General features: G+C 66.2%; 15 protein-coding genes and 1 tRNA gene. 10 read left to right on the forward strand and 6 right to left on the reverse strand.

Going from position 1 to position 15,807, the window contains the following annotated elements; translation table 11 throughout:
• Positions 1-184 precede the first annotated feature (184 nt).
• Positions 185-1,156: an acyltransferase gene (locus FOC84_RS17795; RefSeq protein WP_254242023.1), complete on the forward strand. Its 972-nt coding sequence runs from the start codon at positions 185-187 to the stop codon at positions 1,154-1,156.
• Here the strand turns inward: FOC84_RS17795 and fahA are convergent.
• Both fahA and hmgA read right to left on the reverse strand, forming a co-directional pair.
• Positions 1,099-2,415, reverse strand: a complete 1,317-nt coding sequence (gene fahA / locus FOC84_RS17800) for a fumarylacetoacetase (RefSeq protein WP_173145596.1) — start codon at positions 2,413-2,415, stop codon at positions 1,099-1,101. The genes FOC84_RS17795 and fahA overlap by 58 nt on opposite strands.
• A gap of 124 nt (positions 2,416-2,539) precedes the next feature.
• Positions 2,540-3,838 carry a homogentisate 1,2-dioxygenase gene (gene hmgA, locus FOC84_RS17805; RefSeq protein WP_173145597.1) on the reverse strand — a complete coding sequence of 433 codons (1,299 nt, stop codon included), beginning with the start codon at positions 3,836-3,838 and terminating at the stop codon, positions 2,540-2,542.
• A 170-nt stretch (positions 3,839-4,008) separates the two neighbouring features.
• Here hmgA and FOC84_RS17810 point away from each other — a divergent pair, with 170 nt between their 5' ends.
• Complete coding sequence (locus FOC84_RS17810) at positions 4,009-4,917, forward strand: LysR family transcriptional regulator (protein ID WP_173145598.1); 909 nt, start codon at positions 4,009-4,011, stop codon at positions 4,915-4,917.
• A 6-nt stretch (positions 4,918-4,923) separates the two neighbouring features.
• On the opposite strand, the gene FOC84_RS17815 is transcribed toward FOC84_RS17810, so the two are convergent.
• From FOC84_RS17815 to mutM, 4 genes are all read right to left on the reverse strand, one after another.
• Positions 4,924-5,118 (reverse strand): DUF2783 domain-containing protein, encoded by a 195-nt coding sequence (locus tag FOC84_RS17815; RefSeq protein WP_438800840.1) that lies wholly within the window; start codon positions 5,116-5,118, stop codon positions 4,924-4,926.
• Positions 5,119-5,137: 19 nt separating this feature from the next.
• Positions 5,138-6,808: an FAD-dependent oxidoreductase gene (locus FOC84_RS17820; protein ID WP_173145599.1), complete on the reverse strand. Its 1,671-nt coding sequence runs from the start codon at positions 6,806-6,808 to the stop codon at positions 5,138-5,140.
• A 113-nt stretch (positions 6,809-6,921) separates the two neighbouring features.
• A complete protein-coding gene (locus FOC84_RS17825; RefSeq protein ID WP_173145600.1) occupies positions 6,922-7,875 on the reverse strand; it encodes an MBL fold metallo-hydrolase in 954 nt (317 codons plus the stop codon).
• A gap of 139 nt (positions 7,876-8,014) precedes the next feature.
• Complete coding sequence (gene mutM / locus FOC84_RS17830; protein ID WP_173145601.1) at positions 8,015-8,842, reverse strand: bifunctional DNA-formamidopyrimidine glycosylase/DNA-(apurinic or apyrimidinic site) lyase; 828 nt, start codon at positions 8,840-8,842, stop codon at positions 8,015-8,017.
• Here mutM and FOC84_RS17835 point away from each other — a divergent pair.
• From FOC84_RS17835 to FOC84_RS17870, 8 genes are all read left to right on the forward strand, one after another.
• Positions 8,841-10,727, forward strand: a complete 1,887-nt coding sequence (locus FOC84_RS17835) for a tetratricopeptide repeat protein (protein ID WP_173145602.1) — start codon at positions 8,841-8,843, stop codon at positions 10,725-10,727. The two genes, mutM and FOC84_RS17835, sit on opposite strands and share 2 nt — an antisense overlap.
• Positions 10,728-10,780: 53 nt before the next feature.
• Positions 10,781-11,323 (forward strand): lipoprotein insertase outer membrane protein LolB, encoded by a 543-nt coding sequence (gene lolB / locus FOC84_RS17840; protein ID WP_173150217.1) that lies wholly within the window; start codon positions 10,781-10,783, stop codon positions 11,321-11,323.
• Positions 11,324-11,396: 73 nt separating this feature from the next.
• Positions 11,397-12,308 carry a 4-(cytidine 5'-diphospho)-2-C-methyl-D-erythritol kinase gene (gene ispE, locus FOC84_RS17845; RefSeq protein ID WP_173145603.1) on the forward strand — a complete coding sequence of 304 codons (912 nt, stop codon included), beginning with the start codon at positions 11,397-11,399 and terminating at the stop codon, positions 12,306-12,308.
• A gap of 1 nt (position 12,309) precedes the next feature.
• Positions 12,310-12,386 (forward strand) — tRNA-Gln (locus FOC84_RS17850).
• 140 nt (positions 12,387-12,526) lie between these two features.
• Positions 12,527-13,477 carry a ribose-phosphate pyrophosphokinase gene (locus tag FOC84_RS17855; protein ID WP_173145604.1) on the forward strand — a complete coding sequence of 317 codons (951 nt, stop codon included), beginning with the start codon at positions 12,527-12,529 and terminating at the stop codon, positions 13,475-13,477.
• 146 nt (positions 13,478-13,623) lie between these two features.
• A complete protein-coding gene (locus tag FOC84_RS17860; protein WP_173145605.1) occupies positions 13,624-14,238 on the forward strand; it encodes a 50S ribosomal protein L25/general stress protein Ctc in 615 nt (204 codons plus the stop codon).
• Positions 14,239-14,335: 97 nt separating this feature from the next.
• Positions 14,336-14,932 (forward strand): aminoacyl-tRNA hydrolase, encoded by a 597-nt coding sequence (pth, locus tag FOC84_RS17865; RefSeq protein ID WP_054451950.1) that lies wholly within the window; start codon positions 14,336-14,338, stop codon positions 14,930-14,932.
• Positions 14,932-15,717 (forward strand): CPBP family glutamic-type intramembrane protease, encoded by a 786-nt coding sequence (locus tag FOC84_RS17870; RefSeq protein ID WP_173145606.1) that lies wholly within the window; start codon positions 14,932-14,934, stop codon positions 15,715-15,717. Before pth ends, FOC84_RS17870 begins: the two co-directional genes overlap by 1 nt.
• Positions 15,718-15,807 lie beyond the last annotated feature (90 nt).

Consider the following 15,807-nt stretch of genomic DNA (forward strand, 5'->3'; position numbering starts at 1 on the left):
CTTGCGGTGAGTGCTGACGCTGCGCGCTGATGGTAGGCTTGATTCTGCGCAAGTCGGATTTTTCTTGAAGGTAGGAAACTGGCGCATGACTTTTCCTGAATCGTCTTCCGGGGCTGGCCGCGCTGCCGCGGCCCAATCGAATAAATCCGATGCCCGCGCGTCCGTGCGGCGTCGCGTGCTGCCGTTGCCGCGCGGGCGGTTCGCGTGGGTGACGGGTGTCGTCAGTACCGTCTGGCTGGCGTTCAACACGGTGTTCTGGTGCCTGCTGCTGTTCCCTCTGGCCTTGTTGAAGCTGCTGCTGCCGTTCGCGGCGGTCAGGCGGGGCGTCGATCCCGTGCTCAACGGCATCGCCACGGCCTGGGTGTCCTGCAACGCCGGGTGGCTGGCGCGGATCCAGGATGTGTCCTGGGATGTGCAGGGCAATAGTGGGCTGCGCTATGCGGACTGGTATCTGGTGAACTGCAATCACCAGTCCTGGGTCGATATCTTCGTGCTGCAGCAGTCGTTGAACCGGCGCATTCCGCTGCTGAAGTTCTTCCTGAAGCAGCAGCTGATCTATGTGCCGGTAATCGGGCTGGCGTGGTGGGCGTTGGATTTTCCGTTCATGAAGCGCCACGGCAAGGCGGCGCTGCGCCGCAATCCGGATCTGGGGCGGCAGGATCAGGAGACTGCGCGGCGGGCCTGCGCGAAGTTTTCGCTGGTGCCGACCAGCGTGATGGTGTTTGCGGAGGGGACGCGTTTCAGTCCTGCCAAGCGCGATGCGCAGGGATCGCCGTACCGGCATCTGCTCAAGCCCAAGGCGGGCGGGCTGGCGGTGGCGTTGAATGCGATGGGCAAGCGGTTTCGCTCGATGATAGACGTGACGATCGCCTATCCGGAGGGGGCGCCCAGTTTCTGGGATCTGGCCTGCGGCCGCGCGGGGCAGGTGCTGGTGCGCATGCGGCAGTTGCCGGTGCCGCCGGAGTTCTGCGAGGGCAACTACTCCGGCGACAAGGCTTTCCGCACGACCTTCCACCACTGGCTGGGCCAGCAGTGGCAGGCCAAGGACGATGAGATCGAGGCCTTGACGGCGCCCGCCAGGACGGGCGCCGGCGCGGATCAGGCGCGGGCGGGCAGCACCGTGCCGGAGCATGCGCCGAAACCGATGCGCGGGTAGCCGGCTTTCACGCATTCGGCGCGGATGATGACCTGGTCGCCATCCTGCAGGAAGGTGCGCTTTTCGCCCCAGGGCAGGTCGATCGGGCTTTTGCCGCCGTTGCTCAGTTCCAGCAGGGAGCCTGCTTCCGAGGGTTGCGGGCCGGACAGGGTGCCGGTGCCCAGCATGTCGCCCGCTTGCAGGTTGCAGCCGTTGACGGTGTGGTGGGTGATCAGCTGCGCCACGTTCCAGTAGGCATCGCGGAAGTTGCTGCGCGACAGGAAGGCGGGCGGCTGCTGGTCGGCGCGCGACTTTTCGGTGGTCAGCAGGACTTCCATCTGCACGTCGAAGGCGCCCTTGGCGCGGTTCGCGTCGGATGCCAGGTAGGGCATGGGTTGCGGTTCGGACGGGCCGCGCAGCCACTGCGTGCGGAACGGCTCCAGTGCTTCCATGGTGACGATCCAGGGCGAGATCGTGGAGGCGAAGTTCTTCGACAGGAAGGGGCCCAGGGGCTGGTACTCCCAGGCCTGGATGTCGCGCGCCGACCAATCGTTCAGGATGCATAGGCCGAACACGTGCGATTCGGCGTCGGCCAGGGGGATGCGCTCGCCCTGGGCGTTGCCGGTGCCGACGAAGATGCCCAGTTCCAGTTCGTAGTCCAGGCGGGCGCAGGGGCCGAATTGCGGCGCTTCGCCTTCATTGGCGGGGCGGGTCTGGCCGACGGGGCGGGGGAATTTCTGGTCCACGCCGATGCTGGAGGCGCGGCCGTGGTAGCCGATGGGCACCCACTTGTAGTTCGGCAGCAGGGGATTGTCGGGGCGGAACTGCTTGCCCACGGCGGTGGCGTGGTGCACCGAGATGTAGAAGTCGGTGTAGTCGCCGATGCGGGCGGGCGTGGTGTATGCGGCGTCGGCCTGGGCGACCAGCAGGGGCTCGACCGTGCCGCGCAGGGCGGCGCCTTCGCGCAGCGCGCGGGACAGCGCCAGGCGCAGGGCGCTCCAGTGGGCTTGGCCCAGGGCCATCAGGGCGTTCAGGCTGTCCGTGGCGCACGCGGCCAGGGCCTCGGCCGCCAGACCTTCGAAGGGCTGTTTGGCGGCCAGCGCGGCCAGGTCCAGGATCTGGTCGCCGATGGCCACGCCAGGGCGGAACGATTCCGTCGTGCCCTGGCGGCGGAAGGCGGCGTAGGGCAGGTTCTGTACCGGGAAATCGGACTTGCCGGTGTTGGCGCTGGCAATCCAGCTCTTCAAGGACGGGTCGTGGGTTTCGTTGATGGTGGTCATGGCTGCGTGTCTCTTTCAGTGTGGTTATGCGGTGGCCGGGCGCCAGGCGCCGGAAAATACAAATGCCAAACGGCGATGAGCTTGCGCTCATCGCCGCGGGCGTGGAAAGCAGGAGGCCTGCGCGTCACGCCTTGCTGGGGTCGAAATGCTTGGCGATGCCCTGCCAGCACCGGTAGTAGTCGCCCTGCAATTCTACCGAGGCCAGCGCCTGTTCCGTGGGGCGGATGACGCGCCGCGTCTCGAACATGAACGCCATGGTGTCGCGGATGTAGTGGGCCTTGCTGGTGTCGGCATGGGAGGCCTTTTCGAAGGTCTCGGCATCGGGACCGTGGCCGCTCATGCAGTTGTGCAGGCTGGCGCCGCCCGGCGCGAAACCGTCGGCCTTGGCATCGTAGACGCCCTGGATCAGGCCCATGAACTCGCTGGCGATGTTGCGGTGGAACCAGGGCGGACGGAAGGTGTTCTCCATGGCCAGGATCCGCGGCGGGAAGATCGCGAAGTCCATGTTGGCCGTTCCCGGGGTGTCCGACGGCGCGGTCAACACGGTGAAGATCGAGGGATCCGGGTGGTCGTAGCTGATGGAGCCGACGGTGTTGAAGTTGCGCAGGTCGTACTTGTACGGCGCGTGCGTGCCATGCCAGGCCACCACGTTCAGCGGTGAATGGTCGATGGAGGCGCGCCAGAAGCCGCCCGTGAACTTGGCGATGAGTTCGAAGTCGCCCTCGATGTCTTCGTACCAGGCCACCGGGGTCTTGAAGTCGCGGGCGTTGGCCAGGCAGTTCGAGCCGATGGGGCCCAGTTCGGGCAGGCGCATGGCCGCGCCGAAGTTCTCCAGCATGTAACCGCGCGCGCTGCCGTCCAGCAGTTCCACGCGGAAGCGCACGCCGCGCGGGATGACCGCGATTTCCAGCGGCTCCAGGTCGATCAGGCCCAGTTCCGTGGCCAGGCGCAGGCGGCCTTCCTGCGGCACCAGCAGCAGTTCGCCGTCGGCGTTGTAGAAATAGCGGCCTTGCATCGAGCGGTTGGCGGCATACATGTGTATGGCCACGCCGCCCAGCTCGTCGGGGCTGCCGTTGCCGCCCCAGGTCTTCACGCCTTCCAGGAAGTCGGTGGGGGCGGCGGGAATGGGCAGCGGGCTCCAGCGCAGCTGGTTGGGCGTGACGGGGCCCTGGCCGAAGGTGCTTTGCCAGCCGGCGGCGCCGTCGAAGGCTTCGAACGGCTTGTGCTGCGCGCCGGGACGGATGCGGTAGAGCCAGGAGCGGCGGTTCTCGCTGCGCGGCGCGGTGAAGGCAGTACCGGAAAGTTGTTCGGCGTACAGGCCGTAGGGGCATTGCTGCGGCGAATTGCGGCCCAGCGGCAGCGCGCCGGGCAGGGCTTCGGTGGCGCAATTGTTGCCGAAGCCGGTCTGGTATTGCAGTTCCATGGAATCCTCCTGAGTGGCGGCGCGGTGCTTGGCTGCGCGGCCTGGTTGGGGGTGGCCGGTACGGAAAGGTGTCCGGGGGGCCGATATGCCATTGTCGGAAAAAACCCCCGCTGCGGCTACGGGAATGTAAAAATAGAGACTATAAATTTTGTGAATAGTAGGGGGTGCGCATGGCCGAGTTGCGCGATGTCGATCTGAATCTGCTGCTGCTGTTCCAGCACTTGTTGGAGGACCGCAATCTGTCAGCCGTGGCGCGGCGCATGGACCTGTCGCAACCCGCGGTCAGCAACGCGCTGCGGCGCTTGCGGGAAGCATTCGGCGACGACCTGTTCGTGCGCACGGCGCAGGGCATGCTGCCCACGCCGCGCGCGCAGCGCCTGGCGGGTCCGGTCAGCGAGGCGCTGACCATGCTGTCGCAGGCCCTGAAGGACCAGGACGTGTTCGACGCGGCCACCAGCACGCGCCGCTTCCGGGTGGCGATGACGGACGTGGGCGAAATCCACTTCATGCCGCGCCTGATGGAAGTGTGCGTGCAGGTGGCGCCGCTGGTGCGCATCGATTCGGTGCGGGTGCAAGGACCGGATCTGCCGCGGGAAATGGAGACCGGGCGGGTGGATCTGGCGATCGGCGCATTCGATGAAATGGGGGCGGGCACGTTGCAGCGCATGCTGTTCCGCCAGGGCTATGCGACCCTGTTCCGGCAGGCGCATCCGACGGCGCACGCCGGCATGGGCCTGAAGGCGTTCCGCGCCGAACGCCACCTCATCGTGTCGCGCGCCGCGCCCTATGGGCAGGTCAACCAGTCCATGGAGCGCGCGGGCGTGGATCTGGCCGAGCATTTCAGCGTGCCGCACTTTTCGGCCGTGCCGTACATCGTCAGCGCGACCGATCTGCTGGCTACCGTGCCCGAGAAACTCGCCGCCAGCGCGGCGCCGCCGTTTGGCCTGCGCTACATGGCGCCGCCGATAAGAGTGCCGGCGCTGCAGACCAATATGTACTGGCAGCGCCGGGTGGACCGGGACAGCGGCAACCAGTGGCTGCGCGCCTTGATCGTGAATACGTTCGCGGTGGGGGCGTGAACGGGTTTACGGCGCCACGGACGCGCGCGCCTGGCGCAGGGCCTCGCGCAGCACGTTCATGTCGCCCAGGTGGTTGGCCAGCAGCAGGATCAGCGCCGCGTTGAGTTCCTGGCTTTGCTCGTTGGTGAGATCGCGGTGGGTCTCGATCAGGGCTTCGTAGAAGTCATCCGGCGAGATCAGATTGGTTTCGGTAATCAGCATGATGGAGTGATCTCGAAGTTCAGGCGCGGCCCGTGGCGCGGCCGACTGCTGCGGCGACGGCGGCAGCGTTGAAGGCGCGCCAGCGGCCGCAGACGTGTTGGTCGGGGCGGATCAGGTAGGCGGTGCCGGCCTGTGCGTCGTAGCGCTTGCCCAGGCAGCCCTCGCGGTCCGTCACGGCAGGCAGTTCCTTGGGCAGCGCGGACAGATTGCACTGCGGGCTGGCCACCAGCACGGCCTTGACCGGCACCGGCGCCATGCGCAGGGCTTGCAGGGCAAGCAGCGTGTCGCGGTCGGGCAGGGCGTCGCCGCAGAACAGGGCCAGCACGAATTCGCCGTCCAGCTGCGCCAGCCACCAATCCTGCGCGTTCACGGGAGCATCCAGCGCGACCGCGCCCGGCACCATGCGGCCGCTGAAGGCGTCCGTGTCCGGCGTGTTCAGCGGCGAGCCGGCGTAGGTCGCGGGCAGCGACAGGCGGCCGCTGTTGACCAGCGAGCGCGCGAAGGGGTGGGTCTTGGCCAGGTTCAGCACCGCGTTGCGGAAGCTGCGGCTGATGTCGCTCTTGGGCGTGATGAAGTCGGTGGCGCGCGAGGAATTCAGGATGTTCTCGTCGGCGGCGTATTCGCGTTCGACGGCGTAGCTGTCGATCAGCGTCTCGGGCGCGTGGCCAGCCAGCACCAGTTTCAGCTTCCAGGCCAGGTTTTCCGCGTCCTGCACGCCGCTGTTGGCGCCGCGGGCGCCGAACGGCGACACGCGGTGCGCGGAATCGCCCGCGAACACGACGCGGCCGTGGCGGAACTTGTCCATGCGTTCGCACGCAAAGGTATAGACGCTGACCCATTCCAGCTCGAAGCGCGCGTCCGGGCCCAGCAGGGCGCGGATGCGCGGCAGCACGTTCTCGGGCTTGACGGCCTCGACCGGGTCGGCATTCCAGCCCAGTTGGAAGTCGATGCGCCAGACATTGTCCGGCTGGCGGTGCAGCAGGACGGACTGGTTGGGGTGGAAGGGCGGGTCGAACCAGAACCAGCGTTCGGTCGGAAAGTCCGCCTGCATCTTGACGTCGGCGATCAGGAAGCGGTCGCGGAAGATGCGGCCATGGCTTTCCTGGCCGATCAGCTTGCGCACCGGCGAACGCGCGCCGTCGCAGGCGATGAGCCAATCGGCATGCAACGCATAGGCGCCGTCGGGCGTTTCCACGCTGAGGACGACGCCGTCGTCGCACTGCTCCACGCCGGCGACCTTGTTCTTCCAGCGCAGATCGATATTGGGTTCCTGCCGCGCCTGCTCGTACAGATAGCCTTCGGCGTAGTACTGCTGCAGGTTGATGAAGGCGGGGCGGCGATGGCCGGGCTCGGGCAGCAGGTCGAAGCGCCAGACTTCCTGCTCGCGGAAGAAGACCTTGCCCACGTTCCAGGACACGCCTTTGTCTATCATGCGCTGACCCACGCCCAGGCGGTCCCAGATTTCCAGCGTGCGCTTGGAGAAACAGATGGCGCGGGAACCGGTCGACAGGCGGAAGTCGTCGTCCAGCACCACCACGCGCACGCCCTGGCGGGCAAGATCCAGCGCGGTGGTCAGGCCGACCGGGCCGGCTCCCACCACCACCACCTGATGCCTTGCCTGCGCGCTGGCGGCCTGGTCGGCGTGCTTTTCATAGGCGAATTCCATCGCCTGAAAGTCGATGTCTCCCACGGTTGTCTCCTGTGTGGGTCATATTGTTTTTATGTCACGAAGCCGCGCGCCGCCTTGCGGCGCGCGATTCCGGTTCCAGCGGGGAAGGGCCGCCGGCGGGCGGCCCGCCGGGATCAGCCTTCCAGCTGCGCCCACATCTCCAGGTCGCGCTTGTCGGTCCAGATGCGCGGGTCGGTGTAGCCGGTGGCCTCGTCATAGGCGCGCGATACGTCGAACGGCATGCAGTGGTCGAAGATCACCCAGTCGCTGTAGCGCGGCTTCATGAAGTCGTAGACCTCGCGGTAGATGGTCTTCAGGTCCTTGCCTTCGGCCACGCCGCGGTTCACCGCGCCGTACAGGTCGGTCAGGAAGGCGCGCGTGCCGGCCAGGCCCTGGCGGACCTCGGTGGCGTTCTTCAGCGCGGGGCCGCGGCCCGGGACCATTTTTTCGGCTTCGAAACTGGACAGCGCGTCCAGCGTGCTGGGCCAGTCGCGGAAATAGGCGTCGCCGCAGTAGGGGGTGGATTGGTACTCGACCAGGTCGCCGGCGAACAGGATCTTCTGCTCGGGCAGCCAGGCGATGGTGTCGCCCTTGGTGTGGCCGCGGCCCACTTGCAGCAGCTTGACTTCCAGGTTGCCCAGGTTGACGGTCATCTCGCCCTTGAACGTCATGGTCGGCCAGACCAGGCCGGCCGGAATCGATTCGGCGTTGCGGAACAGGCGGGGGAAGCGGCCGATTTCGCTGGCCTTGTCCTGTTCGCCGCGCTCGACGATCAGGTCGTAGGTGTCGCGGCTGGCCAGGATTTCCTGGGCGTTGTAGGCCGACGCGCCGAACACGCGCACGGCGTGGTAGTGCGACAGCAGGATGTACTTGATGGGCTTGTCCGTGACTTCGCGGATGCGGCGGATCACGTCCTGCGCCATGACCGGGGTGGCCTGGGTGTCGACCACCATGACGGCCTCGTCGCCGATGATCACGCCCGTGTTGGGGTCGCCTTCGGCCGTGTAGGCATAGGCGTTGTCGGACAGTTTTTCGAACGAGACGACCTTGTCGTCCAGGTCGGCGTGCGAGGCGAATTGCTTGCTCATGGAGGCTCCTTCCACTTTTCTAGGAATAGGGTGTGTGGAAGGAATATAGCTCGGCGTTAGTGTTTGTGCAATACGTTTGCTATAAACAAATGTCCTTGTTTTTACAGGGATTTCCCGCAGATTTTCGGAGTGGAATAGGTCAGTTCCGTTGGCATTTCGGGCAGTAATAGGTAGCGCGCTGCCCCTGGACGATGCGCCGTATCGGGGTGCCGCAGACCCGGCAGGGCTGGCCCTCGCGTTCATAGACCGCCGCGTGGATCTCGAAGTAGGCGCCCGGCTCGCCGGTGGCCCCGACATAGTCCCGAAGCGTGCTGCCGCCCGAGGTCAGGGCGTCGGCCAGGGTGGCGCGCACCATGTCGGCCAGGCGCTCGCAGCGGGCCGGCGACAGTTTGTTGGCCGGCGTCTTGGGATTGATGCGGGCGCGGAACAGACTTTCCGATGCATAGATATTGCCCACGCCCACCACGGCCATGCCCGCCAACAGCACCTGCTTGATGGCGGCGCCGTGATTCTTGAAGTGGCGGTGCAGCCAGGCGCCGTCGAAACGCGGGTCGAAGGGTTCGATGCCTAGCTTGGCCAGCAGGGGATGGGCTTCGATGGGGCCGTCGGACTCCGGGTGCCACAGCACCGCGCCGAAGCGCCGCGGGTCATGCAGGCGCAGCACCGCTTCCTCGAAGATCCATTCGACATGGTCATGCTTGCGCAGGAATTCGCCGGGGGCGACGCTGCGCAGAGACCCCGACATGCCCAGATGCACGATCTGGGTGCCGTGTTCGAACCGCAGCAGCAGATACTTGCCCCGTCGCGCGCACTCCAGCACGGCGCGGCCAGCGATCACGGCCGGCAGATCCGGCGGGATGGGCCAGCGCATGCGGGATTCATGGATGACCAGCCGCGTCAGCGTCCGGCCGGTGATGACGGCGTCGATTCCCCGACGCGTGGTTTCGACTTCAGGCAGTTCCGGCATGAGCCAGTGTAAGATCATTAATTGCGTGTACGAAGATTGTGCCATCAACCGGACGGGCCGCGTGAAGTCGTCTTTCAAACCTATAAACATCGGGATCGCCGCGCTAGCGCTTGCGCTGGCAGCAATACTGACCCCACCGGCCCAGGCCGCCGACAGCCGGACGCGCGACGCGACCGGGCCTCGGATGGCGCCCCAGAGCCGCCACCCTGAAACCGAAGTCATCCGGCTGCGCCCCGGGCAGTTGCCCTATGTCTCGCTGACCGCCGACATCTTTTATCGCGTGCTCGCGTCCGAGATCGCCGCGCAGCGCGGCATGTACGGCTCGGCGGCTACCACCATGCTGGGCCTGGCGCGGGATACCGGCGATCCACGCCTGGCCCGCCGCGCCCTCGAGTTCCAACTGGCTGGCGGCAACCTGCCCGGCGCCCTGGACGCCGCCCGGGTCTGGGCGCGCCTGTCTCCCAACGACGTCGAGGCCAGCTCCACCGAGCTGGCGCTGGCCGCCGCCAACGGCCAGACCAAGGGCCTGTCGCAGGCTCTGCGCAACCGCATCGATTCCTCGCGCGACAAGCCGGCCGCCATCGGCCAGGCCCTGGCCGTGCTGAGCCGTCTGAACGACCGCCGCCTGGCCTTGCGCATCCTGGATGAATCGCTCAGCGACAGCGTGCGCAAGCTGCCGGCCGCGCACCTGGCGCTGGCGGACGTGGCCTCCGCCTCGGGCGACTACACCCGCGCCGCGCAGGAGTCGCGCGCGGCCCTGGCCGCGGATCCCAAGTCGGAACCCGCCGCCCTGCGCGTGCTGGAATACGGCTACAAGGTGGACCCGCAGCGCGCGCAGACCGAGGCGCGCGCCTACATCGCCCGCAATCCCAACGCCCGCAAGGTGCGCCTGATGCTGGCCGGCCAATTGGCCGACAGCGGCGACTACAACGGCGCGCTGGCTGAATTGCAGGCCATGTCGCGCCGCTCGCCGGAAGATTTCGACCTCTTGTTCATGCAGGCGCAACTGGCTTACAAGGCCGGACAGCTGCCGCAGGCCAAGAGCCTGTTGCAGCAATATCTGGACGTGCAGCAGCAGCGCCAACGTGCCACGGTGCCGGGCGCGACCGACGCCGGCGCCGCCGCAGCCGACGCCCATGTGCTGCTGGCCCGCATTGCCGAAGACCAGGGGCACTACGACGACGCCATCGCCGAACTGGGCCGCATCGACGATCCGACGCTGCGCTACTCGGTACGCATGCGCCAGGCCGCTTTGCGCGCCAAGAGCGGCCGCATCGACGACGCGCTGGCCATGATCGACGCCGCCGGTCCCCAGGACGAGGAAGAGCGCACCCTGGGCGTGTTGACCAAGGCCCAGATCCTGCGCGACGCCGACCGCGTGAAGCAGGCGGTGTCGGTGCTGGAGGCGGCCGATCAGGCGCTGCCCGACACGGTCGAGATCAAGTACGAACTGGCCATGCTGTACGAACGCCAGAACCGTCTGGCCGACCTGGAGCGCATGCTGCGCCAGGTCATCGCGCTGGACCCGGACCACGCGCACGCTTACAACGCGCTGGGCTACACGCTGGCCGATCACAACCAGCGTCTGCCCGAGGCCCTGGATCTGATCACGCAAGCGCTCGAACTCGCTCCCAACGACCCGTTCATTCTCGACAGCATGGGCTGGGTCAAGTACCGCATGGGCGATTCCGCGGCCGCGGCCGACTACCTGCGGCGCGCCTACAGCGTGCGTCCGGAGGCCGACATCGCGGCCCACCTGGCCGAAGTCCTCTGGACCCAGGGCAAGCGCGACCAGGCTATCGAGCTGCTGCGCGCCGCGGTGGCCAAGGATCCCAAGAACAAGACCGTTCAGGACGTGGCCAAGCGCCTGGGGATCAGCCTGTGACGGCAGTATTCCAACGTGTGTGCGGCGCCACCGCGCCGCTGCGCTGGTTCCTGATGGCAATGCTGGCGGCGACGCTGGCCGCCTGCACCACGCCCAAGCCGATCGAAGGCGCCAGCGCCGACGCCTTCTCGCGCATCGGCCGTTTCGCCATCACCGTCAACGAGGAAAGCGGCAAGCAGAATGCCGTGCAGGGCGGCTTCTCGTGGTCGGACGACGGCCGCCGCTATGTGCTGGACCTGACCAATCCCCTGGGCTCGACCGAGGCACGCGTGGAAGGTGGGCCAGGCGCGGCCAGCCTGACCAAGGCCGACGGCACCCGCCTGGTCGCCGACAATCCCGATGCGCTGGCAGCCGAGGCGCTGGGCAGCAGCATGCCGGTGTCCGGCCTGCGCGACTGGCTGCGCGGCAAGCTGGCCGCCACGCCTGAAGCCACCGAAGTATCACGCGACGAACTGGGCCGGCCGGCGGCGTTCGAGCAGGGCGGCTGGCGTGCGCGGCTGTCGCGCTACGACACGCTGGGTCCCCAATTGCTGGTGCTGGAGCGCCTGGAGCCGGGCCGCCGCATCATGCTGCGCCTGGTTGTCAACCAGCCTTGAACAATGGGCCGCCTCGGCCCGGAACAGGCGGCCGCCCGGTAAAATCGGGCGACCGCTTTTTTTTCGCCCAGCCGTGACTCTCTACGACGTACCCGCTCCCGCCAAGCTGAATCTGTTCCTGCACGTCGTGGGCCGCCGCGCCGACGGCTACCATCTGCTGCAGACCGTTTTCCGCTTCATCGACCTGTGCGACACCCTGCACTTCGACGTGCGCGCCGATGGCGTCATCAGCCGCGCCACGGAGCTGCCGGGCGTACCGGAGGAGCAGGACCTGACCTTGCGCGCCGCGCACGCGCTGCAGCGTGCCACAGGCACGAAGCAGGGCGTGCAGATCGGCCTGGAAAAGCGCATTCCCCAGGGCGGCGGCCTGGGCGGCGGCTCCAGCGATGCCGCCTCGGTGCTGATCGCGCTGAACCGGCTGTGGGGCACGGGGCTGTCGCGGCGCGAACTCATGGAGCTCGCCCTGCCGCTGGGAGCCGATGTGCCCGTCTTCGTCTTCGGGCAGTCCGCCTTTGCTCAGGGCGTGGGCGAAGATCTGACCGCGGTGACGCTGCCGGAGCGCGCTTATCTGGTGGCGCAGCCGGATGCCAGCGTGCCCACGCCTAGGATATTTTCGGCGCCCGATTTGACAAGGGATTCTTCTTACATCACAATAGCTGTCTTTCTTGCTTCGCCTACTTCCCGCTTCGGCAGGAATGATTTGGAGCCGGTGGTCTACCGTCTTTACCCAGAAGTGCTTGGGGCATCGCGGTGGCTTGCTGAACAGGGAATCCTTCGTGGAGCCCCGGTTCGCATGTCGGGATCTGGTGCGTGTTTATTCGCCGAATTTTCCGAACTCTCCGAAGCCGTTTTGGCAGAAGCAGAAATATCCGCTATAATGCGCGGCGCTGATAAAATATTCAGCCAAACGCATCCACGGTTTCGGTTAGTGCAGGCATGTACTGGGTTAGCTGAACATCCGTTGCGGAATTGGATTGCAAGATAGTTGGGGAGTCGCCAAGCTGGTTAAGGCACCGGATTTTGATTCCGGCATGCGAAGGTTCGAATCCTTCCTCCCCAGCCAACCGAATACATAAAAAAGCTGTTGAACACGCCTGTAAGACACTGGCCCGGGTTCAGCAGCTTTTTTATTTTCCGGGTCCGCTGGTGCATCACCTCGCATCACCTCGTTAGTGTCTTAAAACGACCATCGCATCATCCATCATGGCAAACGATAGCTTCATGATTTTCACGGGTACAGCCAACACTCGGCTGGCCGTGGACGTAGTCAACCACCTCGATATGTCCCTGGGCAAGATGACCGTCGGTCGCTTCTCGGACGGCGAAGTGATGGTCGAGATCAACGAGAATGTGCGCGGCAAGGACGTCTTCGTCCTGCAGCCCACCTGTGCCCCCACCAACGACAACCTGATGGAAATCATGGTGATGGTCGATGCCTTGCGCCGCGCTTCCGCTGGCCGCATCACCGCCGCCATTCCTTATTTCGGCTATGCCCGCCAGGACCGCCGCCCGCGCTCGGCGCGCGTGGCCATCTCGGCCAAGGTCGTGGCCAACATGCTGCAAGTGGCTGGCGTCGACCGCGTTCTGACGATGGACCTGCACGCCGACCAGATCCAGGGCTTCTTCGATATCCCCGTGGACAACATCTACGCCGGTCCGATCCTGCTGGGCGACATCTGGCGCCGCAATTTCTCGAACCTGGTTATCGTGTCTCCGGACATCGGCGGCGTGGTGCGAGCCCGCGCGCTGGCCAAGCAGCTGGAAGCCGATCTGGCCATCATCGACAAGCGCCGTCCGCGCGCCAACGTGTCGGAAGTGATGAACATCATCGGTGAAGTCGACGGCCGCACCTGCATCATCATGGACGATATGGTCGACACCGCCGGCACGCTGTGCAAGGCGGCGCAGGCCCTGAAGGACCGCGGCGCCGGCGCCGTTTACGCCTATTGCACGCACCCGGTGCTGTCGGGCGGCGCCATCGACCGCATCGAAGCGTCGCAACTGGACGAACTGGTCGTCACCGACACCATTCCGCTCTCCGAGCAAGGCCAGGCCAGCGGCAAGATCCGCCAGCTGTCGTGCGCCGCGCTGCTGGGCGAGACCATCCTGCGTATCTCGAACGCGGAATCGGTCAGCTCGCTGTTCGTCGACTAAGACGCGGCATCCCTCGGACGGGTAGTCCGGATACAGAGTTTTGCGCCTTGCTGGTCGCGGCAAGGCGCAACAAACGCGGCGCGTATTTCGCGTGCCGTGTACCAACCGGCGAAGTCTCTTCGCCCTTATTGTTTTTGGAGTTTTCCATGAAATTCAATGCAACTGCGCGTAGCGTCCAGGGTTCGAGTGCGAGCCGCCGCCTGCGCCGCGCGGGCCGCGTTCCCGCCATCGTTTATGGCGGTACGGCTGCCCCCCTGAACATCGAACTCGACCACAACGAGATCTACCACGCCCTGCGCAAGGAACAATTCCACGCGTCGATCCTGCAAATGGCGCTGGAAGGCGCAGCCAAGGAAGAACAAGTCCTGCTGCGTTCGGTTCAATGGCACGCCTACAAGCCGCAAGTCCTGCACGTGGACTTCCAGCGCGTGGACGCCAACCAGGCCCTGCACACCAAGGTCCCGTTCCACTTCATCAACGCTGAAGTCTCGCCGGCCGTGAAGCTGGGCGGCGCCATCATCAGCCACGTCCTGACCGAACTGGAAGTCACCTGCCTGCCGGCAGCGCTGCCCCAGTTCATCGAAGTGGACCTGAAGGATCTGCTGCCTGGCGCTTCGATCCACCTGGCCGACATCGCTCTGCCCAAGGGCGTGACCTACGTCCCGCACGGTGGCGACGCCAACCCGCTGCTGGCCGCCACTGCCGTGGTCAAGGGCGGCGCTGCCGCCGACGAAGGCGCTGCCGAAGCTCCGGCCGCCTAAGTCCCGCTGGGAAGCCCCCGGGCTTTCCGCGGCTGATGCCCGAAACCCTGCGTGTGCATTTGCATGCGCAGGGTTTTTTGGTTTAAACACCCCCATCATGTCTACTCCTATACGCCTCATCGTGGGGCTGGGTAATCCCGGCCCCGACTACGAAACCACCCGGCACAACGCCGGCTTCTGGCTGGCTGACCACCTGGCGGACGACTTGCGCGCTTCTTTTGCGCTGGAGAAGTCCTTTTTTGGCATGGTGGCCAAGTCCCGCCTGGGCGCGGACAACGTGCTGCTGCTAAAGCCCAACACCTACATGAACCGTTCCGGCCAGGCGGTCGGCGCGCTGGCCCGCTTCTATAAGCTGGTGCCGGAGCAGGTGCTGGTGCTGCACGACGAACTGGATCTGATGCCCGGCCAGGTGAAACTGAAGCAGGGTGGCGGCCATGCCGGCCACAACGGCTTGAAGGACATCCAGGCGGCCTTGGGTAGCCCCAACTTCTGGCGTCTGCGCATCGGCATCGGCCATCCCCGCACGCTGGGCCTGGCCCAGCAGGTGGCGGACTTCGTGCTGCATCCGCCGCGCCGTGAAGAGCAGAAAGAGATAGAAGCGGTGATCGACCGTTGCCGCGCCGTGGTGCCGGCGATGCTGGCCGGCGATTTTCCATTGGCGACGCGTCAACTCCATAGCGGCAACGAGGCCTGATGACAGACCAGCGGCAATCGGCGTCGGTGTCTGGCGGAAAACTGCGCTTTCGCAGCGAGATCGCGGACTTCTGGCGCTTCATCCGCCATCCGCATCCCGCTTCGCGCCTGCCGGGCCGTGCGGCCGCCAGCGGGCTGGTTGCCGACTGGTGGCCGGGCCTGGGGCCGGGACGCCTGCTGGCCTGGGCCGCGCTGCTGTGGGCAGTGAACCTGTTTGCGCTGGGGCCAGTGGCAGTGGCCGCCGCCGGGCTGGGCGGCGTCACGCACCGGCTTGATCCCGCCAACATCCCCTGGCTGACCGCCGTCATCTGGGCGCCGCTGGTGGAAGAGATACTGTTCCGCTACGGCTTGCGCCGCCCCAAGCAGGCGCTGTGGCTGATTCCGGCGATGGTGCCCGTGGTGCTGTGGGGGCCCAAGGTCTGGACCGGCCTGCTGCTGGCCGCATTCGTGATCCTGGCCTGCTGGGGCGCGCGCCAGCGCGCCGAACCGCTGCAAGGTTGGGACACCACCTGGCGGCGCTACTACCTGCGGCATTTCGGCCTGGTGTTCCACCTGGTCGCGCTGACCTTCGCCGCGGTGCACCTGACCAACTTCGTCTACAGCAAGACGCCGTACTGGCTGCTGCCCCTGCTGGTGCTGCCGCAATGGCTCACGGGCCTGGTGCTGGGCTGGATGCGCGTGCGCCGCGGAATCGGCGCGGCGATCCTGCTGCACTCCGTTTTCAACGCCGGCCCCATTTTGATGATCTGGGTCATCATGCGCTGGGTCCCTGCCGCCGCGGCTTAAGCGGGGCCGCAACGGCGGCCGGGCCGGCGGGGCTTGAGCGCCCAGCCGGGGTAAACTAGAACGTTAACGATCAATACCGTACTTACACAG

This window comes from Achromobacter pestifer, from assembly GCF_013267355.1.
Taxonomy (GTDB): Bacteria; Pseudomonadota; Gammaproteobacteria; order Burkholderiales; family Burkholderiaceae_B; genus Achromobacter; species Achromobacter pestifer_A.